This window comes from Streptomyces ureilyticus (assembly GCF_011045025.1).
In the GTDB taxonomy this organism is placed as follows: domain Bacteria; phylum Actinomycetota; class Actinomycetes; order Streptomycetales; family Streptomycetaceae; genus Streptomyces; species Streptomyces ureilyticus.
The window spans coordinates 1-21041 of sequence record NZ_JAAKZX010000172.1 but is presented as its reverse complement, the minus strand read 5'-3'; the positions used below and the strand labels follow the sequence as shown (position 1 = coordinate 21041).

At 66.8% G+C, this 21041-nt stretch carries 18 protein-coding genes and 3 pseudogenes; 6 read left to right on the top strand and 15 right to left on the bottom strand.

Annotation, left to right across the window (positions count from 1 at the left end):
• Positions 1–35 precede the first annotated feature (35 nt).
• Positions 36–326: a hypothetical protein gene (locus G6048_RS36125; RefSeq protein ID WP_165343821.1), complete on the bottom strand. Its 291-nt coding sequence runs from the start codon at positions 324–326 to the stop codon at positions 36–38.
• Between the two features lie 119 nt (positions 327–445).
• Complete coding sequence (locus G6048_RS36120) at positions 446–649, bottom strand: hypothetical protein (RefSeq protein WP_165343807.1); 204 nt, start codon at positions 647–649, stop codon at positions 446–448.
• A 406-nt stretch (positions 650–1055) separates the two neighbouring features.
• Between G6048_RS36120 and G6048_RS36115 the strand changes: the two genes are divergently transcribed.
• Positions 1056–2261 carry an IS256 family transposase gene (locus tag G6048_RS36115; protein WP_235990816.1) on the top strand — a complete coding sequence of 402 codons (1206 nt, stop codon included), beginning with the start codon at positions 1056–1058 and terminating at the stop codon, positions 2259–2261.
• A 354-nt stretch (positions 2262–2615) separates the two neighbouring features.
• On the opposite strand, the gene G6048_RS36110 is transcribed toward G6048_RS36115, so the two are convergent.
• From G6048_RS36110 to G6048_RS50310, 3 genes and pseudogenes are all read right to left on the bottom strand, one after another.
• A complete protein-coding gene (locus G6048_RS36110; RefSeq protein ID WP_165343819.1) occupies positions 2616–3281 on the bottom strand; it encodes a maleylpyruvate isomerase family mycothiol-dependent enzyme in 666 nt (221 codons plus the stop codon).
• 706 nt (positions 3282–3987) lie between these two features.
• Positions 3988–4950 carry a fructosamine kinase family protein gene (locus G6048_RS36105; protein WP_328827996.1) on the bottom strand — a complete coding sequence of 321 codons (963 nt, stop codon included), beginning with the start codon at positions 4948–4950 and terminating at the stop codon, positions 3988–3990.
• A 447-nt stretch (positions 4951–5397) separates the two neighbouring features.
• Positions 5398–5511, bottom strand: a pseudogene (locus G6048_RS50310) (GTP 3',8-cyclase MoaA); the annotation flags it as partial.
• Positions 5512–5868: 357 nt separating this feature from the next.
• Here G6048_RS50310 and G6048_RS51610 point away from each other — a divergent pair.
• A complete protein-coding gene (locus G6048_RS51610; RefSeq protein WP_328827993.1) occupies positions 5869–6708 on the top strand; it encodes a DUF2461 family protein in 840 nt (279 codons plus the stop codon).
• A gap of 85 nt (positions 6709–6793) precedes the next feature.
• Here G6048_RS51610 and G6048_RS48895 read toward each other — a convergent pair.
• Both G6048_RS48895 and G6048_RS51155 read right to left on the bottom strand, forming a co-directional pair.
• Positions 6794–6941 (bottom strand): annotated as a pseudogene (locus G6048_RS48895) (IMP dehydrogenase); the annotation flags it as partial.
• 164 nt (positions 6942–7105) lie between these two features.
• On the bottom strand, positions 7106–8011 hold the full coding sequence (locus tag G6048_RS51155; RefSeq protein WP_165343818.1) for a serine/threonine-protein kinase: 906 nt from the start codon (positions 8009–8011) through the stop codon (positions 7106–7108).
• A 707-nt stretch (positions 8012–8718) separates the two neighbouring features.
• Between G6048_RS51155 and G6048_RS36085 the strand changes: the two genes are divergently transcribed.
• The 4 genes from G6048_RS36085 to G6048_RS36070 all read left to right on the top strand — a co-directional run bounded on the left by G6048_RS36085 (position 8719) and on the right by G6048_RS36070 (position 11049).
• Positions 8719–9522, top strand: a complete 804-nt coding sequence (locus G6048_RS36085; protein ID WP_165343817.1) for a hypothetical protein — start codon at positions 8719–8721, stop codon at positions 9520–9522.
• Positions 9523–9589: 67 nt separating this feature from the next.
• Positions 9590–10087 carry an HNH endonuclease signature motif containing protein gene (locus G6048_RS36080; RefSeq protein WP_165343816.1) on the top strand — a complete coding sequence of 166 codons (498 nt, stop codon included), beginning with the start codon at positions 9590–9592 and terminating at the stop codon, positions 10085–10087.
• Between the two features lie 378 nt (positions 10088–10465).
• On the top strand, positions 10466–10690 hold the full coding sequence (locus G6048_RS36075) for a hypothetical protein (RefSeq protein ID WP_165343815.1): 225 nt from the start codon (positions 10466–10468) through the stop codon (positions 10688–10690).
• Positions 10687–11049: a hypothetical protein gene (locus tag G6048_RS36070; protein ID WP_165343814.1), complete on the top strand. Its 363-nt coding sequence runs from the start codon at positions 10687–10689 to the stop codon at positions 11047–11049. The genes G6048_RS36075 and G6048_RS36070 overlap by 4 nt, the downstream gene beginning before the upstream one ends.
• 306 nt (positions 11050–11355) lie before the next feature.
• On the opposite strand, the gene G6048_RS36065 is transcribed toward G6048_RS36070, so the two are convergent.
• The 8 genes and pseudogenes from G6048_RS36065 to G6048_RS51150 all read right to left on the bottom strand — a co-directional run.
• Entirely contained in the window at positions 11356–11667 is a 312-nt protein-coding gene (locus tag G6048_RS36065) for a hypothetical protein (RefSeq protein WP_328827988.1), read from the bottom strand.
• Positions 11664–12110 (bottom strand): hypothetical protein, encoded by a 447-nt coding sequence (locus tag G6048_RS36060; RefSeq protein ID WP_165343813.1) that lies wholly within the window; start codon positions 12108–12110, stop codon positions 11664–11666. Before G6048_RS36060 ends, G6048_RS36065 begins: the two co-directional genes overlap by 4 nt.
• A 6-nt stretch (positions 12111–12116) precedes the next feature.
• Positions 12117–13748, bottom strand: a complete 1632-nt coding sequence (locus tag G6048_RS36055; RefSeq protein ID WP_165343812.1) for a hypothetical protein — start codon at positions 13746–13748, stop codon at positions 12117–12119.
• Positions 13745–16579 (bottom strand): ATP-binding protein, encoded by a 2835-nt coding sequence (locus G6048_RS36050; protein ID WP_165343811.1) that lies wholly within the window; start codon positions 16577–16579, stop codon positions 13745–13747. Before G6048_RS36050 ends, G6048_RS36055 begins: the two co-directional genes overlap by 4 nt.
• A gap of 58 nt (positions 16580–16637) precedes the next feature.
• Positions 16638–18332, bottom strand: a complete 1695-nt coding sequence (locus tag G6048_RS36045; RefSeq protein ID WP_165343810.1) for a hypothetical protein — start codon at positions 18330–18332, stop codon at positions 16638–16640.
• 784 nt (positions 18333–19116) lie between these two features.
• Complete coding sequence (locus G6048_RS36040; protein ID WP_165343809.1) at positions 19117–20187, bottom strand: hypothetical protein; 1071 nt, start codon at positions 20185–20187, stop codon at positions 19117–19119.
• A gap of 392 nt (positions 20188–20579) precedes the next feature.
• Complete coding sequence (locus G6048_RS36035; protein WP_165343808.1) at positions 20580–20843, bottom strand: WD40 repeat domain-containing protein; 264 nt, start codon at positions 20841–20843, stop codon at positions 20580–20582.
• Positions 20832–20885: pseudogene (locus tag G6048_RS51150) on the bottom strand (WD40 repeat domain-containing protein); the annotation flags it as partial. The pseudogene G6048_RS51150 and the gene G6048_RS36035, both read right to left, overlap by 12 nt.
• Positions 20886–21041 lie beyond the last annotated feature (156 nt).

The following is a 21041-nucleotide window of genomic DNA, read 5'->3' as shown; positions in this document are numbered from 1 at the left end:
GGTGCAGGGGCGCCTCCAAGGGGCTGGGTGCGGGTCTACTGGCCCCGGGCGGTGCGGCGGGGTCGGCGCGGTGGCGGCTGGACGGGGGCCTGCCAGGTCAGCGCGACGGCTACCTCGGGCGGCAGATGCCCGAGCTGACCATCCGCCTCCCGGCTCTCGGCCAGGTAGACGACGGGCCCTCCGGTCTCGTCGCGAGCTTCCACGACCTGTGCTGCGCGGTGGGCCATCGGGAAGAACGGGTTCATTGCCAGCCGCAGGGGCGCGGTCCGGTCACAGGCGGACAGACGGTCGATGAGATCGCCGACGGTCATCTCCGAAGGATCCACGAGAAGTCTCCTTGCGTTCGGAACCAGGCTTACGGGACGGCGGAACATCGCGCCGTTCATAGTGAGGTCGAAGGAGCGGTGCCTCCTGAAATCTCCTGAAGCCAGCTCGAGTTTGCCCCTCACAGGGGCCGGGAGGTCTCCAGCACGCGTGACACGGCGGCGACGATATCGGCCGGCATCTCGGTGTCGAAGGAGTTGTCTGGACGGCAGGCGAGGATCTGTGGCTCACGGGAGCCACCACCACAGACAATCACCTCTCTGACCTGGTTGTTTCCGGGAAGGTCGTCTACGTTGACATGGCTCTGCACGCGTTGGCCAGTCATTCTCGGAACATTTCTGTCTGCCCCGGGCGAACTGTCCTCTGTCATCCATGTTGTGGGATCTCAAATCCCGCGGCCGAATCTCACGAACCGTGGCCATCCGATGGCCAATTGGCGACGAATCTGAGAATCGTCGGTTGGTGAAGTCGGCCCGGGGCGCGGTTCCGGTCTTCCGACCGGCCCGTTTCCCCGGAGCCGCTTCCCGAACCGGGCATGCGACTTGGCACCGCACCCGGCTCTCCACAAGCCCCGAGGGCGTCGTGGGGGAGTGTAAACCTAACGGCGGATCCGACGATCATGGGAGAGACGTCAAGTGACTGAAACCGCCGTGGAGTTGGAGACCGTGGAGCCTGTCGAGAGCGCCCAGTCCGGGCAGCCTGCGCCCGTGTCCGACGAGCAACTGGTTGCGATGCTGGTGGAGCGGGCTCGGTCGGAGGGGCTGCAGCTGACCGGCCAGGGTGGGCTGCTGCAGCAGCTGACCAAGCGGGTCTTGGAATCTGCCCTGGAAGGCGAGATCACCGATCACCTCGGTTATGAGAAGCATGATCCGGCGGGGAAGAACAACGGCAACAGCCGCAACGGCACCCGCGCCAAGACCGTGCTGACCGACGTCGGGCCAGTGGAAGTGAAGGTGCCTCGCGACACTGCCGGCAGCTTCGAGCCGCAGATCGTCAAGAAGCGGCAGCGGCGCCTCACCGGCGTCGACGAGATGGTGCTCTCGTTGTCCGCGAAGGGACTCACCCACGGCGAGATATCGGCTCATCTCGCCGAGGTGTACGGCGCTGAGGTGTCCAAGCAGACTGTCTCCACCATCACCGACAAAGTGATGGAGGGCATGGCCGAGTGGCAGAACCGGCCGCTGGACCGCGTCTATCCGGTCCTGTTCGTGGACGCCATCAACGTCAAGATCCGCGACGGGCAGGTCGCGAACCGTCCGGTCTACGTGGTGATGGCGGTGACCGTGGACGGCACCCGCGACATCCTCGGCATCTGGGCCGGCGACGGCGGCGAGGGCGCGAAGTACTGGCTGCACGTGTTCACCGAGCTGAAGAACCGCGGCCTGGACGACGTGCTGATGCTGGTCTGCGACGGGCTCAAAGGGCTTCCTGAGGCCGTGGAGACCGTCTGGCCTCGCACGATTGTCCAGACGTGCGTGGTCCACCTGCTGCGGAACTCGTTCCGTTACGCCGCCCGTCAGGACTGGGACAAGGTCGCCAAGGCCCTCAAGCCCGTCTACACCGCCCCCAGCGAGGACGCGGCGACAGAGCGATTCCTGGAGTTCCAGGAAGTCTGGGGCCGGAAGTATCCGGCGATCGTGAAGCTGTGGTCCGACGCCTGGGCCGAGTTCGTACCCTTCCTCTCCTTCGACGTCGAGATCCGCAAGGTCATCTGCAGCACGAACGCGATCGAGAGCGTCAACGCCCGCATCCGCAAGGCCGTCCGCGCCCGCGGCCACTTCCCCAACGAAGCCGCCGCCCTCAAGTGCATCTACATGGCGCTGATGAGCCTGGACCCGACCGGGAAGGGCCGCAAGAGGTGGACCATGCACTGGAAAGCACCCCTGAACGCGTTCCAGATCGCCTTCGAGGGCCGCCTGACCCCGAGCAACAACTGACCACTCAACAACCAAGATCAGCCGTTAAATTGACACACCCGGCGGATTCTCATTGCGTCGCGTGCTGAGCGGCTGGATGCTGTCCCGTCTCGCTGAGCGTGGATGTTTCTCATAGATCTGAGCGGGGCGGACCTCGGATCTCACAGTCGATGGCTGCTGTCGGGGACGCTGTCACCTGTAGGGGTGACTCTCGTCCCGTTCAATGTGGCTTGTCTCACGGCATCCGTGACGGTCGGGGTACGGGTGCTGCGGGGTGGGACTTCGCCGGACGTGTCGGATACGGCGGCATCCCGCCCAGGAGCCACCTTCGAACCACGAGTTCCGGGCGGGCCGGACCAGGCTGACACACACAACTCACGCCATCCCTTGGCGTGTGCGGAGGAGTTCAACGCCGTCGCCTTCGAGGTCGTCGCAGTACGTCGAGCGCCCGGTCATCGCCATCACCAGGCCCAAGGTGGTGCCGGAGACGAGCGGACCGGAACCGGCGGTAAACGGGCCGTCATTCGCGACGAGTCTCAGGCCGCCGATGCGCCCCTTGGCAACGACCACGAGGTCCGAGCCCTGGTAGTACTCGGCCACCAGCGTGATCACCTCGATCGGGTACTCGCGGCGGATGCCCAGCGGGTGCCGGATGTCCTCTCCGTGCACGATCGTCTCGCCGAGCATGGCCATGGCAGGGAGCGGAGGCTTGATCGCGCTCAGGATGACTTGCCGGAATCTCTCAAGCGTCTCGGCGGGACTGGCGCCCAGCTGCTCTGCCAGCCGCATGGCCACCTGCTTGTCGAAGTCGAACCGGCAGCGGATCACACCCGCCAGCCAGCGCAGGGAGTTGAGGCTTGCCGCCGCGGTGAGGTGCGCCAGCACCTCACGCACCGTCAATTCGGTACAAAGTGACGGTGTTGCCCACTGCTCGTCCGTCAGGTCTGCGAGGTCAGCCGCCAGCGCCGCCCGCTCAGCGCGAATCAAGGGCCAGACTCCAGCCCTCCGGCTACGGTCTGCTGTCAGTTCCGGATCAGTCATGCGGCGTCTCCTGTTACGGGTCGTGCTCTGCGTTGCACCTGGGCCGGAACAGGTGGCGTCCGGCAGAGGCGTTCAAGGAGAAGACCCTTGCCTTGGAGCAAAGTCATCGCCCGTGAGTGAACTGCTCTAGGGGCACCCGAACCCAGATCTCATGCACATCGACTGCAACCGCAGTTGAGCCGCCGGGTTCAGCAACAGGTTCTGCCCCGGAAACTGCCACCTTCAATGAGAACTCTGGAAACAGGCGTCTCGCGATCCTGACAGAGCCCAGCTCAACAAGGACCGCATTCGCCATGATCGATGAGACGTAAGCTCACTGCTGGCTGCACGGCTTGCAGAACACCTCTCCCAGCCTGCCGTGAGTCGCAACTCAACCTGTCACCCCGCAGGTCAGCGGCCCCGCCTCTGCAAGATCTAATGAGACGGGACAGATGCAGCAAGGCGCCGTCTGAGTGGCCAGTTCGAATGGCTCTGATCCACTTATTGGATGCTGTTGGTGATCTCCGGCGGTCCGAACAGATCCCCAGAGTTGCTTCACTGGTGTTCAAGAGGGGACTGCGTCGATGAGGAACCAAATGATGCCGATGGACTGAGCCTGCCTCTGTGATTCCGGCGACGCCATGCGAGCCGTGCGGGTGAGCAACCCCGCCGGGACGTCGGCGAAACGGAACGCGAGCCGACACGCGCAAGGCCGCCAGGAAGGTGTTCAGGCGATGCCGCCGCGTCGAAAGGGTGCGATGACCTTCCGGATGGCGTCGACGGCGCCTCCGTCGTCGTCACCGTGCGCGATGGTGCTGAACAGCTCCCGCAGGTGGAGCAGCGGCATCCGGTCCTGCCAGCCGTCATCGAGCGGTGCGAGCTGCCCGTAGACAGCGAAGAACCGATCGGAAGCAGGCGGACGCGGCGAGCACCACAGCATGCTGAGGTCGACTTCGGGCCAGGTGTAGGACACCGCGGGGTCGATGAGCACCGGTGCGCCGGCGTCGTCGGCGAGGATGTTCTCGCTCCACAGATCGCCGTGCGTCAAAGACGGGGGCCGGGGCGGGATCAGCTCGGGCAGGGCGGCGCACAACCGCTCCACGGCTCGGCGCTCCTCACGGTCGAACGCGGCCTCGACCAGCGGCTCCGGCAGCCAGCGCAGGATCCTGCGCTCCGCGAAGAACACGTGGCCGTCATGCTCCCAGGCGTTGTCCTGCCGCATGCGGCCCAGCCAGCCCTCGCGGTGCCACCCGAACCGGTCGGAGACTTGCGACGTGTGCAGGCCGGCGACCATGCGGGCGAGATGTTCCCAGAACCGTACGTCGTCAGAGCGGGGGCTCAGCGCCTCCAGCACCAACAGGCGCCGGGACACCCACAGGACGGTCGGCGTGTTGGCCCCAGCCCGCTCCCGCAGAGCGGACAGTCCAGCGGACTCCACCTCGAACACATCCGCTTCCATGCCGCGCAGCGTCTTCGCGAACACCCGGCTGCCGTCGCGCAGCGTGGCCAATCCCGCAACGGCAACCACTCCTCCAGTCGCCATCCGCACCGACTCCGCGGCGAACCCCGCTTCCCTCAGCCGCTCCTCAAGGATCCCCGTCGCCGACATCCGGGCATCAAAGCACGAGGCCCACAACGAGTCCATGCCGCGCCGCCACGACCAGCCGGCCGCGTCCAACGGCTCTGCCACAGGCTGACGGCCCAGAGATCACCAACAGCATCCAAGAAGTGGATCAGAGCCACTTCTGGTGGCCGCTGTCAGTCGGCTGTCCTGTCCGTCAGCAAGGTTCCCTGAAAGCCATGTTGATTGAGAACACCGAGGGTCGGCGTTCTCAATCAACATGGCACCCCACCAGGTCAGCGGCTCGCCATCTGACAGATGCACTTCGACAGGACATCGGTGTCCTGTCGCATTGCGGCTGTCCGATTCTCATTCGTTCTCGTTCGTGCTGGCGGATTCTCATTGCGTCGCGTGCTGGGCGGCGGCGTTTGTGTCCCGTCTCGCTGAGCTTGGAGGAGTCTCACCGGTCTGAGCGAGGCGGCCTTGAATCTCATGTCCGGCGGCTGTTGTTCGAGGGTGCGGTCACCCACAGGGGTGACCCGTGTCCCGTTCCGTGTGGCTTGTCTCACTGCATCCGGGCTTGGCCAGCCACTGCAAGCCCTCCTCGGGCATGCAGTACGTACATCGCAGATTGCAGCGGTCAGTCAGAGAGACCCGCAGGTCGGTTCGGCCATAGGTGTCGATGAGCACGTGGGCACGCGTAGCAGGTCATCGCCAGGCGGACCACCGCGGCCAGGCCGCCGTAGATCGACCACGGAGCCCTGGGTATGTCAGCGGTCAAGTAACTTCGTACTGACTGTGGTTCCAGGGCTCTTCCGTCGGGCGACGTAGCGCAGCTTCAGTTCTCTTGCGTAGACATCACGGAGACGCGGCCAAAACCAATTGAGGCGCTCAGTCACAAAGGGTGGCGGAGTCGCCCTCCTGGCCATCTGAAGCGGGAATCTGCCGCAGTTCTGAGACTGATCAGCTCGGCGACGGCGCGAGACAGCCTCAAGAACAGCAGGTCATGGGCACGCGATTGGCCACGAGCGGTGAGACCCTACACATGTGGGATCTCAAGTTCGGCTGCACAATCTCACCGCCCGCTTCATATCGACTGCACTCTCCGTGCTTCTCGACGAACTTGCCCACCGCGCACGGCACATCGACCTGGCCAGCGAGCCCCGCCGCAGCACCTCCCACCTTGTCTGGGGTTACGCCTCCCTGCCCGTCTCACTCTCCGCGCGCGGATCATGGATGAGCTATCCTCCGCGCATGCGCGGACAGTTCACCGGCTGGCCGGAGCAGGCCATGGACGTGTTGTGGCAGCTCCAGGGCGAACCGACCCACGCGACCCGCGAGCGCTACCGCGCGGACCGCGAACGCCTGGTCCGACAGCCGATGATCGCCCTGCTCAACGAGGTCGCGGACACCGACCCCCGGTACGAGGACTTCTCCGTCTGGCACTACCGCACCGACTCCTGGTGGTGGCAGCACCAGAGCGCGGTGATCCGACTCGGCCGCAAGATCGAGATCAATCTCCGGTTCGCCCCGGACGGCCTGCGGATCCAGGGCGCCTGGTGGTACCCCGATCCCGGCCAGGTGGACACGTTCCGCAAAGCCGTGGCCTCCGAGAGGAGCGGCCGCGAACTGTCCGCCATCGTCGAGGACGTACGGAAGAAGGGCTACGACATCTCCGGGGACGTGATGAAACGCCCCCCGCGCGGCTATCCGACGGACCACTCCCGTGCGAACCTGCTGCGCCACCGTTCGCTGATCGCCGCCCGTCCCCTCGACTGCGAGGAGTGGCTGCACACCCCCGAGGCGGTCGACCGGGTCCTCTCGGCCGCCGCCGACCTGGACGCCCTGCTGATGTGGTTGGTCCGCCACGTGAAGCGCGCCGCCTGACATCACGAGGGCGCCGCTCGGCACGGGAGGAACCACACGCGTGCCGCCGGCCCCGCGCTCAGAAGGTGATGCGCACCTTCAGCGCCGGCAGGAGTTTGGGAATGCAGGCGCGGACCGGGGCGATCCCCCCGCGTAGCGCGATGTTGCGGTCGAACATCTGGCGGCAGAACGACCCCGTGTTTCCCGCCGTACGGCACCCTCACACAGCCGACCGCACCGCCGTCCGGGGTGATAGCGGGCTGTGAGACACCGCAGGTCAGCAATCTGCCCGTCCGGAGCGGCCTCAGAAACCTGGCGGGGAAGCACCGAGAGCCGAGACAACCGCAGATGAAGCAGCGTGAGACACCGCGAGAAGTCGCAGGTCACAGCTGTGAGCGATCACGAATTACGTGATCGTTCACAACAGCAGAGAGGCCCATGCCTGGTCGGCCTCCTTTCCGGGCGGACGACGCCGGACCGCCGCCATCTTGCGGTTCAGGTCGAACCTCCCCGGCAGCTCGGAGATCTTGCGCGCGACACACTCGATGTGGCCGAACCGTTCCATCGCCGCGGCCACCAGTCTCGACACCCGCCGTGGCGCCAAAGTGTCCCAGCACAGGAGCACGGAGCGGAGCGCGGCCATGAACCCGGCCAGATCGGATTCCAGTTCCCACATCCGTGACTCGGCGGCCTCCACCAGCTCCAGGGCGAGCGCGGGGCTCACCCGTGTGAAGGGCGGGGACCCGGTGAGCAGCGTGTAGAGCACGCACCCGAAGGCGTACAGGTCGCAGCGGGCATCGATCTGGGAGCCGCGCCACTGTTCGGGAGCCATGTACGCCGGAGTACCGATAGCCAGTCCTGTCGCCGTCAGGCGGGTGGTCAAGTCGGCGGTACGAGCGATGCCGAAGTCGCAGATCCTCACGCGTCCGTCGGCCTCGCGGAAAAGGTTCTGGGGCTTGAGGTCCCGGTGTACGACGCCGTCCTCGTGCGCGGCGGCGAACACTTCCGAGACCTTCAAGGCCAAGTCCACGGCCTCGTGCAGCGGCAGGCCCCCGGACGTTCGGACGAGCAGCGCAGCCAGGTCCGAGCCCTCCAGGAGTTCCATGACGATGAACGGCTGTGCTGTGTCCTGTCCCGCGTCGTACACGGGGACGACTCCCGGGTGCCGGATCCGCGAACCGATCCGGGCCTCGCGGCGGAACCGGGCTACAGCCTCTTCGTCCCCCACCTCGGCCAGCAGCAGCTTCACGGCCACGAACGCACGCGATTCCAGGTCGTGGGCCTCCCACACCTCCCCCATGCCTCCGCGGCCGATCTGTTCCACCAGGGCGTATCTCCCCGCCACCTGCTCGCCTGCCCGCACAGCACCCCCAAGTCCCGGCCCACCCGGCGCGACGCCCGGGTGCCTGCCGTGCACTGCCCCGCACTTCGACTTCGTCCGGGACGCCGTGGAGACGACCTGTGTCGGCGAGCCCGGCCACCGCGGCGACCACGAGGACCTCGACGGCCGCACCTGGCCGAACGAGTGCGATGGAACCTGTGAGGACTTCTGTGACTGCTGAGCCTTCGCCCCTGCCGCCGCTGATCGTCGAAGAGGCCCTGAGCCAGGCCGTGAACGGCGATCCCGTCGGTGGCGGGATGCTCCTCGTCCCGCTGATCGAGGGGAGCCGTTCCGAGTGCTTCGCGCTGTGCGTGATGCTCGCGACGGCCGCGACCGTCGGCATCGAGCCGCCCCCCGAGAACGGCATGTTCGTGCTGGAGATCGAGGACGTCGCATGGCGCATGCCCGTGAGCCCGAGGACTTGCCGCCCGACGTGCTGTTCGCGGCCCGATTCGTCACCGCGTGGGCCAACGAGGACCGGCCCGCCGCTCAAGCCCTGTTCGACGCGCTCGCCGATGAGGTGCGCACCGAGGCCGGTATGTGCCGCCTCGTCGACGGTGTGCTCGCCCCGTACGGCATGCCATCGCCACGACCCGCGCGCTCGTCCAGGAGCAGCGCAACAACCCCAACCACCGGAAGGACTAGCCCCGTTGAAGCTCGACACCGAGAAGGATGTCCGCGACTTCCTGCGCCTGTGCCTGGACCCCGGGCACGGCATCAAGCGGACCCCGGCCAAGCTCGCCGAGGTCATGCCCGATCCGCTGCACGACGCGCTCGTGCGGTACGCGCCGCACCTCGGCGAACTGCGCGCCGAAGCCGACCGCCAGGAGGCGCAGGCACGCAAGGCGCGCAAGGCGTACGCCGACGCCCTCGCCACGTGGATCACCAACGAGCCGGTCGCCGCTCCAGATGTACCGGAGCTGTGCCCGCAGAACCGGCGCGGCGACAAGGCCGCGCCAGGAGCGCACTTCTACAAGCCGGACGACTCCGGTGTGCAGCGCTGTGTGTTCTGCGGCACGGCCGCCCACGGGGGCGGCGAGCCGGCCGACGCCTACCGCACCCCGGACGGCCGCGTGTGGACGCTCGCGGCCGAGAAGAACGAGCACGAAGTGGCGCTGTACGAGGCCCCGCTCGTCGGCACCCGGTACACCGCCCTCGCCCTGAAGACCCTGCACGGAGAGATCACGCCGGTCGCCGGCGGCAAAGTCCCGGAGTACGTCTTCAACTCGCGGTCGGTGAACCGGACGACGAAGCACATCCCGGACGGCAAAGGCCGCACGATCTGCCCCGGCAACTTCCAGGCCAGCAAGCCCATGCCGGAAGAGGAGGCCGCCCGCCTCACCCTGTGCGGCGGCTGCCGCAAGGCGCTCCTGGAGGCGGTCACCGACGCCTGGCCCGGGTGCACGGGCGCCGCGATGGACCACGACCTGACCGGCGTCTGCACCCACGCATGACCAGCACGAACCGGCCGCCCCTGTGGGAGACAGGGGCGGCCACCCCTCAGCAAACCAGGAGAGGCGAATGATCGGCACCTTGACCCCCGGTGCCCCGGCGATCGAGTTCGGCGACCCGAGGTTGCCGGAGAACTTTTGGAGCAAGGCGGAGGTGGCAACCTCTGGCTGCTGGGAGTGGAAGAACACCAAGGTTCAGGGCGGATATGGACGCTTCGGAGTCAAGCAGGTCCTGAAAATGGCCCACCGCGTTGCGTACGAAGCCCTGATCGGCCCGATCCCGGACGGACTGAAGGTCCTGCATAACTGCGACAACCCGCCGTGTGTGAACCCGGCGCACCTGCGCGCTGGGACACAGGCCGAGAACATGCAGGACCGCTTGGCGCGCGGGCGCAATCCGGCTGCCAGCAAGACGCACTGCAAGCGCGGCCATGCCTTCACCCCGGAGAACACGTACATCGAACCGGGGAGGGGCAGCCGCCAGTGTCGGAAGTGCAGGGCCGCCAACGGCCAACGTCGCCGGCAACGCAACACCAGTACCAAGGCGATGGAAGGAATCGCCGCATGAGCACCAGTGTGACTCTCCACTGCAACACAGTTCGAGGTTTCTCCGCCTGCGCGGCATCGCTGATCACCGACGGCCTCACCGTCGATGAGGCCCGCGCGGTCGGCGCTGCGCACGGCTGGCGGCACGTCAACGGTCGCGACTACTGCGCGGCTTGCTCGGGCAGCAGCATCAAGCCCCGCGTCATCGTCGCCGCCAGTCAGGTCGACGACGACCGCGTGCGCGCGGATCTGCGTCTGCAGACCGCCGAGGCGACTCTGCTGCCGCTCGTCAACGCGGCCACCGGCGGCGCCTGGTGGTACCACCCCGAGCGGATGTGGAACGACCCCGGCCTGCACTTCGGCGAGGAGTTCGTGGCGGCCTGGCCCTGCCGCCCGGCCGGTGTGCGTCGCCGCGACCGGACCGGCCAACGAACCGCAGTCCATGGCCGACGCCGCGTACATCGCCACGGTGGACCCGGACGTCGGCCGCGCGGTCACCGGAGTGCTGCACGAGGCGTTCGAGACCGTGCACCAGGAGCACGGCCTTGTCGAGAACTCGCTGACGCGGGCCGCCGTCGACCTCGCCGACGCCATTCTGCGCACCTGGCGGAGGAGGGTCCGATGACCCGCACCACGAAGGCTGTCGTCGTCATCTTCGGCCTGGCGGTGCTCGTCAGCGTCAGCAAGGGCGGCCAGTTCATCGGCGAAGGCGACTGGGGACACGCCGTCGCCGCGTACGCGGTGGGCGGCCTGTGCCTGGTCGGCCTGCTGCGCGGGGTCGCCCGCGTGCTGCCCGGCGACTACACCGACGACATCGACGAGGACCCGCCCGTCCCTGAACCCGGCCTGCTCACCCGCGTCCGTGCCGCCCGCCAGGCCCGGCAGGTGGCCCGCCGCATGCCGTGCGCCTGTCACCGCTACTGGTCGTCGGCCGGTGCCGGACACGACGACTGGTGCCCGCGCTACCAGCGGAACAGCGCATGAACGACGTCATCCACGAGTGCCCGCCGTTCGGCTGGCGCGCCCCATCCCGTTGAACCGTGTCCCCCGCCGCCTTCGGGCGGCGGGGCTTTTGGCGTGCTCGCCGCTCAACGGCCATGCGCATGCGGGAGCCGTGGCTCAGCCATAGCCTGGTGAGATTCTCAGGCCGCGTGTCATACGGCGGCGCTGTGACCTGCGGTTCCGTCTGGTGTCTCACGCGTGTCACTCGTCAGCTGTCTCAGCTTCCGTGTCATTTCCTCTACCCACGTTGCTCTGTGGCTGTGGTCTCCTGCGCATGTGGGGTTGTTGTCAGCGTTTGACTCGGCTACGGATGGCCAAGACCGCGAGGCCGAGGAGCACGGGCTCGGCGATCCGGGAGGCCATCTCGGTGTAGGTGCTGGCAGTGGTCAGTCCCTGACCGGAGGAGCGAAAGACGACAGAATTGATCACTACGCGCAGGCCCTTCTCGAACCGCTCGGTCGTGACGCGTTCGGTCCACGGGCCCGTTGGGTTGCGTGGGTCAGGGGTGTCGGTGGTGAGGATGAGGTTCTGCCCGGCCCGGACCTGTTGGCCGGTGGTCTGTGGTTTTGGGCTGTCGACGGGCACGTACGGGTCCTTCATCCCCAGACTGCGATGTCTTCCACATCCGGTGAGGTGCCGGGCGGGAACGTCTGCCAACCGCGGTCGGGATCCCATCGGGCTACGAGCAGATCAAGGTCGTGAAGCAGGATAAGAGGCCAGTCATGGGAGGCCGCTGTCTTTCTCATGACCTCAAGAGCCAGCCGCTGCTGATCGTCCCTCGAGCCGACCGCCAACCACATGTCAAAGAGAATGGGGTAGCCGTCGAAGGCCTGCACATCTTCGGTTTCAGGGCTGTCCGTCGAGAACTTGTTGGGCGAAAGCTTTCCGCCGAATTCGCCAGCTGAGGTGCATGACAGAGGCCCGGCCAGAAAGGTTCCTCGGGCGGTATCACGTACCTCCATCTGCAGTGTGCGGGCGAGAAGTTCGGCTACTTCTGACAATTCAATTTCTGTCTTGATGAAGAGCTGTTCAGAAACCGACATGGACGCCTACCTCTCGTACTCAATCTTCAACATTGTGTTATCGCCAAGGATGAAGTAGCTGTTGTCCGGCATGCTCTGGCCGTGTTGCCGGGCCTGACCAACAGCCTTGACATACCCTCGGCGCGCCGTAGCCGCATCCAGGCCGACGTCCCGACCGTCGATCACGACGTCACCTCCGCCGTAATAGTCGACCTGTTCACCGCCCTCGATAACGTTTCTTTTGACCGCGTTTGGGCTATTCCTCCTGAGGCACTTGAAATCGGTGACGGTCCCCTCATCAGCCGAGTCTCTCCGCACCATCGCGTCGGGATTCTTGAGCTTGTAATACGTATGGTCGGCCTCTCGGGGTGCTATGTGCCACCCTTCGGAAGCCAGCCTGTCCGCCATCTTACGTTCTCCGTCGTCACGGTCCTCTCCATCGAATAACCCTCGAGGGTCTTCAACGCCAGGTCTGAATTCCGTCTCCAGGGCTCCGCGATGTTTCCCTGGATCAAATCCCGCTTCGCCTAGCCCGGGGTCACGGTCGACGCCGTCCGTCTCGTCGCGGGCCGTGCTCTCGCTGTCGGTCTGGCCAGCAGATTCGCTGTCTGCTCGGCTGCCAAAAGGTGCGTCAGCGGAGGTTTGCGGCTGGTCACCTGCTGCTGAAGGGTTCTCTGTTGTGGGCCATTCACCGACGGGGGGCCGTGCTGGGGACCCCGGGTCAGGGGGCGGCTCCGGCGACGGTTGCTCGCGCCTTTCCGCGGCGGCCGCGTCGGAAGTGCCGGATGCGTCCCCAGCCCCCTGTTCGGCACTGTCGTCGGGCTTCGGCTGCTCCTGCGTTCGCTCACGCGAGCCATGGTCAGCCATGGGTTTCGCGGGCTCCGGATGGTCGCTGACATCAGCGGAAGCTTGGACATCGTCAGGGCCGTCCGCACCGTCGACGACGCCGTTGCCAGTCTCCGAGGGATCGGACGGAGGCTCACCGGGCGGGCCGTCGCGGTCGAGGGAAGGCTCGGTCGCCGCGGGCTCGTCGGTTTCATCCAGGTCCTCCGGGGGCTCGCCTCCCACGCGCGCGTCGTGGGCAGAGCCCGCGTCGTCGTCCTCGGGGCCCGAGTCCGCCCCGTCCGTCGTATCCGGATCCTCCGGTCCGTCGCTGGCGTCGGCATCCGCCCCCGGATTCGCCGTCTCTCCGTCATCGTTAACCGGCTCTTGCGGACCGTCCGACGCGTCGTTATTGGCCACGTCACCTTCTGGGTCACCGCTGGAGGAGTCGGCGGCATCAATGTCCTCCATTGTGGTGTGGCCGGGCTCATCATCGCCCTGAGAGGAAGCGTTGTCCGGTATCTCCGGTAGAGACCCGCTGTCGGCCGGCTCACCCAAATCCTCCGGCCCTTCGCCGCCGGCGGAGTCGGCATCAACAATGTCCTCCAATGTGGCGTGGCCGGGCTCATCATCGCCCTGAAAGGAAGCGTTGTCCGGTATCTCCGGTAGAGACCCGCTATCGGCCGGCTCACCCAAATCCTCCGGCCCTTCGCCGCCGGCGGAGTCGGCATCAACAATGTCCTCCAATGTGGCGTGGCCGGGCTCATCATCGCCCTGAGAGGAAGCGTTGTCCGGTATCTCCGGTGGAGGCGGCGGTTCCGGTGCGTCCGCGCTCATGGCGTCCCCCCGTTTGTTGTGGTCACCGCCCGTACGAACGACTTCTGCGGCCACCACGGCGCTTGGAGGAAGGAGGCCGCCTTCTTCAGACGTTCTTGGGGCTCTTTCGCGTTGTGCAGGGCATCGCATGCCTGGCGCCAGGCCATGGACTGGCCCCGCACCGTGGTCTCTGAGGGCTGCCAGGTGTCGGGGTGCGCCTTCCAGGCTTCCAGTTGTTCCGCGACAGTGCGGCCCGGCAACTGCAGCCCGCGGGCGGCCCAAGCGGCCGTGTCCGGGTGAGGGCCCTCGTCCGGCGCGTCGGCCGCCGTGAGGGCCCGGCACACATCCGCCCAGCGGAAAGTACCCGCCTGCCACTCGACTTCGCCGCTCGAGCAGGCGCTGCCTCCGGCAAGGACACGCATCGCTGAGGCCGTTAGGTGCTCCAGCAGGTTCTCCGGCGGGTAGAAGTCCGACAGCCCTGCCGAACGCTCGTCGACGGCTGCGTTGATACGCGCGGCGACGGCGCACTCAACGATGCGTTCGTCCGCCCGGTTCCGCAATTCTTCGAGCCAGGATGCGTGGGGGTGTGGGGAGGGACGACCGCAGATGTGTGCAATCGTCAGCAGTTCGGTCCAGAGGGTAAGTTTGGGGTCTTCGGCCAGGTCTCTGCCGAGACTGATCTCGCGCAGCGAGTAGGGCCGGGCTTGGTCCAGGTGTCCCAGCGCGGAGTGCGGGTTGGGCAGTGTGGTAACGGTCCGGTTGGCCTGCGTTGTGCTCTCTCGGGCCAGTCCCAGCGGCACGGAGATCCGCAGGGGGCGGTCCATGCCGTCCGCGAAGGCGGCCGCGCGGCCCGGCGGTAGGGCGACGATGTGCCGGGACTGCTGGGGGGTGAGGTTCATCGTCGCGCCCACGGCCTCGCGGTCATCGGCTGCCGGAAGGCGGTGGACGATTTTCAGTGCGGTGTTCTTGACGACGTCCGGCAGGATCTTGGACGGTATCTGCTCGGCGACCACGATGCCTTCGCCGTAGGCTCGGATCTCGGCGAGCAGCGAGGCGAAGAGCTCTACCGCGTGGGCGGCCGGGCTGCCCGGCGGGACGTTCTTGAGGAGTCGGTGTGCTTCTTCGATCACCGTGACATGCCGCAGTCCGCCGCCCCCGGTGGTGTCGGTGCGCTGGACTCGCAGGTGTTCGTAGATGCGGATCAGTACCGCTCCGATGAAGAACGCCTTGTCCTGGTCGTTGCCGATGTCTTCGATCTCCAGCACCACGTTGCGGTCCAGCAGGCTGCTCATGTCGATGGGGTGGTGGGCGTCGAAGAACCATCCGGGGGTGCCCATCCGGAGCGAGCCGAGCCGTACGTCGATGAAGCCGCGTACGTTGTCGGCGACCTCCTTGCCGTATCCGATGTTGTCCACGACCTCCAAGGCGGCTTTCTGCACGTCCGCCAGGCGGGGATAGCGTGGTGCCCTGGGCACGCCTTGGCGGGTGCCCAACGCCAGGTTCCAGCCCATCTCCTGGTAGCACCTGGTCAGCGCCTGGCTGAGGACCTGCGGAAACGGGTCCGTGGCTTCGAAGGCGGCCAGGAAGAGGGCCCGGACGAGGTCGAGGTGGGTCTGCAGCGGGAACCCGGGCTCTGGTTCGAGCGGGTTCAGACCCACGGGGACATCGTCGGGGGCGCCGGGGCGGATCACCGTGACCTCGGCGCGATCGGCCAGCCGGCCCGCCATGTTGGCGTATTCGGCCTTGGCCGGCTCGATGACGAGCCAGGGGACCTCGGTGTCGTGCAAGGACTCCAGCAGGTGCCGTACGGTCTGCGATTTTCCGGAGCCGGTGGCGCCGGCGACGAAGGCGTGCCTGTTGAGGGTGTCGGTGGTGATTCCCAGGGCAGTGATCGGCTGGTCGGCTGCGTCAAGAACCGAGCCGAGCACTATGTCTCCGGTTGATTCGGGGGTGACATCGAAGTCGGCGCGCTCGACGTGCCGGACGCCGGGGAGTTCCTTGCGCGGCGGGCGGGCCAGCGCGGCCAGCAACTCCGTGCTCGCGGGGAAGGGGGAGGCCGGTTCACCGGACGGGGCTGTCGCCGCGTGCCACGTCTGTGCCAGGTCGCCGACCGGCGGCCCGGGTACGAGGGTGTACGGGTGCTCGTCCAGGTCGACGGAGCTGCACAGGAGCGCGGCTGCTCGGCGGGTGGCGGCTGCGTCGGGTGAGCCGACCAGGACGTGGATGTCCCACATTCCGCTGGGGCGCGCCCTGCTCAGTTCCCGGTACCGGGCCTGGGCGCGTTCGAGTGCGACACGGTCCAGTTCGGAGTTCTCCCGCTGCCTGAGCGTGGGGATTTTCGCGGTCAGGGCCGTGCGCTCTTTTTCCAGCGCGTCGTCGCTGAGCGGCTCCGCGAGCACCATCCAGACGAATGGATCTCGCATGTGGCCGACGTGGTCGTCGAAGCCGCCACGTATGACCTTCGGTCTGTCCTCCGCGGGAGTCCACAAGGGATCGGCCTGTCCCAGGCAGCGGGCCCACGACGAGAAGCTGGATAAGTCGGGGACACGGGCCGGCACGGCCACCGCACCTGGCGGATACAGCAGGGCGTAGCCGCGGGTGCCGGGTGTCTGGTCGCTGTCTCTCGCGAACGGCAGGAAGGGACGTCCTCCCACCAGGACGTCGATTTGCTGTGTGCCGGGCGCCCTGTGCCACACCACCGCCAGCGCCGCCTCCGGGCCATCGCTGAACTCGGCCCGTGCGGCGGCGAGTGCGGCGAACAACTCGGCCGGGGTACGGTCCGGCACTTGGTCTTCGGGAGCCTGCCGGGGGATGTCCACCAGCCGGTGAAACCGGAAGCCCTCTAAGATCATCGATGCCTTGCTGGAAGAGGCCCGTGGATCACCGCGGTCCGTCACAGCGATCGCCTGCCTACTCGGGTAGCCGTGGGGCATCGGCCACGTGCGGCAGGAGGGTGATGGCAGGGTTGCAGTCGCCGAACACGACGCGGCGGCTTTGCGGGCTCGTTTCGATCAGGATGAGTCCGGTGGGCGGCAAGGACTGGATCTGTGTCGGCTCCACCGTGAATTCGTAGACCCGCGATACCGTCTCCCCGCGAGTCACGGAATCAGTGGTCGAGGTGTCCACGGAATTCTGCCAACTGGTCGACCATCCTCCCATCTGGCTATCACCTCCGCCGTAGCTGTGGGACCGCCCCTTGGAGTGTGATTCGCCGACCTGCTGCGTCAGCTGGTTCATCACGAACTTGTGTCCCTGTCCGATGAATTCGGCGGCGGCTTTCGCTTCCTCGGCGTTCCCCAGCTTCATGAGGACCGCCGCGCTGTCCTGGCCGCCGAGGAGCGGCCGGATGTCCTCGCGCAGATGTGTCATAAGAAGCATGAGGCGGACGCCTGCAACGCGCGCCTGGCGGGCCGTGGATTCCAGGGCGGAACGTCCCAGGTGTTCCGCACCCGCGATCACCAAGGTGCCGGCGTCCGCCGGGATGCGGCCACGGCGAAGCTGATGCAGGACCAAGAAGAACACGACGCGGTCCATGATGTCCTTGCGGCGCTCGGTCACGTCATGCGTGGAGAGGATGGTCAACTGCCCGGGAACCAGCCACTGGTCGGGGGCGGGGAGGGTGACCGGGCTCGGCTCGGCGCGGGCCAGCAGACGCGCCACGTCATAGACGAAGCGCAGCTCGTTCTGTATCCGCTCGCTTTGCCCGACGACGTCAATGGCCGCGGTGAGCCTCTCTAGCTCACTGGCCGCCAGCGGTTCCGGCGCGCGGTCGGGGTCGTGGACGCGCAGCAGGACCTCCAGCCCGGAAGCGATCCGGCCGAAGGTAAGAGGCTCGTCCAGTCGCTCAATCACAGCGTGCAGGATGCTGGCGTCCGTCGCGCGCAAGTCGATGTCCGTTCCCTCCGGCCGCAGCGTGGAAAGGGCCTCTGCCAGCACCTCGGCCAGCTCGTCCGCGGGCAGCCCCCACGACAGGTCAGGAGGCGCGGAGGCCGACGGCAACTCCACGCCCACCACCGGCACCCGCCGTACATCCGCTAGGACCGCCAGTTCCCGTCCCACCGTCTGATGGCTGAGATCAAGGAGCCACAGCCCTTTCCCGTTGGCTACGAGCGAGCCTCCCAGGGTCGCCAGGAGAGCCGCCCAGCCATCCGCCGTGCCGCCATAGACATCGACCCGGCGCGCGCGGGATGCGAGATGAACCGGAAACCACCGCAACGCCTCGCTGACCCGCAGCCTCTCCGCGGCCTCGTACTCAAGGACATCCCTCCTCCAGCGGTCGACCTCGGCCTCGTAGGCCGCTCTGAGTTCTTTCCGCCGCAACATATCCCGCTGATATCGAATATAAAAAACGGTATAAAAAACGGACAGAACCACGGCGGGAAGCCCCGCGACGGTAACCAGGAGACGAGGAGCATCGGTATTTTCAAGAAAAAGTGCCACGCAAAATGACCCGATAAACATAGTCGCAAAACAGGAGGCGTCTCCTTTTTTACGAGGAACGGGGCGGTCGGGCTCTTTCCACTTTGGCGGCCTGTCGCGATCTGGGTGAGGTTGATAAATCGGTTGAACATACTCCCATCCCAGCTTTTCCACGCCATCGAACATGCGCGTTGATAATTCGATGCGTGCATCGGAATTTCTCTCCACCGCTCCCCCTCATCGTCTCCGCATTACCGTCACGTCGCCAAGCTGCGACAGGACGACGCGCGTTGAAGCGGGAGGTCACCGCCCCTGGCAGCTCTCCCGTTGTACAACGCCAGACGCCTCGTCAACAGGGCCACGGTCGTGAGCCCCGACTTGGCGCAGACCGGGGACCCACACGACGCAGCCGCACAGGCACTTGGCACGTCAAAATCCCCTACCCGCTTAGCGGCACTGCATGACACCAGCCCTACACCCAAAATCCCAGCCACCTCCGCCGCCATCGCTCACCCACGCCAGCGGGGTCCTCGACCACCTTCAGCCGCTGCTCGAGGTCACCCGCATATGCCCGGGCTGCCGAGCTGGGTGCTGCGGAAGGTCGTGCCGTGACGTCCCGGACCGGTTTTTTCTGGAGGCCGTGGACACCGGCACGGCCGCCGCTGACTACCGCCCGGGCCCCAGGAGGTGACGGCGGGGCTGCACGAGGCCGATGTCCGGGGCTCCGTGGCGGTACGCGCCGACGGCGAAACGGTGTAGCGGTCCGGTGTCTGTACCGCGCCGCGCCCACCCTCCTTCATCAGTGAGAACGACCCCCGGATAGAACTGTGCCCGTCTCCCGTACGGGAGACGGGCACCTTGTGAAATCCCCGGACCCGCGTGCCTGGGCAACCGGCATGCTGCTCGCCTCAAGGGTGGCGCCGTCGGGGACGGTCCTCGTGGCTGTGGGCGCCCGGGAACGGTGTCCGACTCACGAACCGCCTTCTTGAAGTGGAAGTCGCACATCGGTGCAGCCGTGCCGCTCCGCCGCGCGGCGTACGAACCCTTGCAACAGTGCGACGGCCGTCTTCTCGTCGGTCTTGTGCAGGTAATGGATCACGGAGAACCGGGCCAGGGCCGGGCTGCCGGGGCACTGGGCCGTGGCACGGAAGCGATCCCGGAGATTGTTCGTGGCGTCTGACCATTCGCGCTGTGCAATCGCTTCGGCCAGGGCCTGTGGGCCGTAGCGGGCTTCCAGCGCGTAGATGTGCTTCTCATCGTCCACCTGCTCCCCCGGGTCTTCCTTGGAGGCGCTCAGGACACAGCGCTCGACCAGCGTGTTCCGGTCGGTGCGCGTGCCCCACGCCCAATTGATACTCCGGTACCGGTGCAATGGCAGCCCGGCGCAGGTGCCATCCCGCACGCCAGCTGCGGGGACGGGGCTGTGGGTCATGGCCGGGATCCGGGGCCCGCCGCTCGGCGCCTTCGCGACACAGCCCCAGCGGTCAGCGGCACGGGCGGCGGTCGCGGTGACCAGGCGGGCGAAGTTCTCCACCAGGTCACGATTCACAGGCAGGTTCTCGCCCTCGTAGCCCTCCCCCTGCGCGGTCACGACCACCGAGCCGCCGTTCTTGCAGCTCAGCGAGGCGACGGTGTTTCCCACGTCGGTGTAGCCACGCCAGCCGCCACCCAGCGGATACGTGGCAGGCAGGGCGTACGCGTCCTCGTCGGGAAAGAAAAACTGCACATCGTCCGGGCCAAGCCCGTCGTGTTCCCCCTCCGGTACACGGCTCACCGTCACGGACCAGTTGTTAGCCGGGCAAAAATGGTGGTATGTCTTCGTGCTGCCGCTTCGCTGGTCGTTGTTGAGGAAGTCCGTACGCAAGCCAGTCAGCACCGCCGTCTCCGTCGGCGGGAGCAGGCCGGCGCAATACGACGCGAGATGGTCTTCGTAACGCCACCGCTTTCCCGTATCGCTCACTCGATACCAGGTCCAGGCCGCCACCAGGGCGAGCACCAGTGGCAACACGCCCCAAAGGGCCAGCCGACGCGGCACCCGCATCCCCAAAACTCCCTCTCCGCCCATGCCGGACGAACCTCCGCACGGTCGCACCCTGCTGTACCAACTACGACTGAGGAAGCGACCTTTGAGACGTACATGGCACCCGTGCCCCACAAAGCGTAGGACCATGCCACCCACCGGGAGCGGCCAGCATGGCCAAGGCAAAGGCCACCGATGTCAGTTGGTGGCTGTATCTCAACGTGTCACCGAGGACGTCGACGTACAGCGGGGACGAGTGGGCCGAACCAGCAGGCCACCGCGATCGTCCCCGAGACCCGGCTGGGATTCCTCGGCATGCCCCGCATCCGCAACCGCGGCCCGACCTGCGACCGGAGCGACCCGCATGTCCCCACTCGCCGCTCGCTGTCGGCCCTTTCGCCAATGAGGCTGTATCAAGACGGGCACGTCGGGCCGGACGATGACTCCGGTAGGTACGTCGACCGTTCTACCGCCGTGAGGTCCCGGCCGACGGCCCGGCAGACCTCGCGGAGCGCCCCGGCCTGATCGGGCAGGTCCACGTCCCACAGGTGCCCTGTTGTGGTTGAGCTACTGGCCAGGGTGTGCCCGTCCGGGCTGAACGTCACCGATTCCACCGCGTCGTCGTTGCCGGTGAGCGTGGTGCGGGTACGCCAGGTCTCGGTGTCCCACAGCCGCACCGTGCCGTCATAACTGCCGGTGGCAAGGTACCTCCGGGACCCGGAAGAGTCCGTACGAGATCAGCCGACCGGCGGAGCGTTGCCGCTTATCTGCTTGGTGGGGCGGGTGATGGCACTCTGATGTGCCCCTCTGGAGGTCGGAGGAAAACGCCCTTGAACCACGGCGCTTGACAGGCCGTTAGTCGGCGGGGGGTGGGG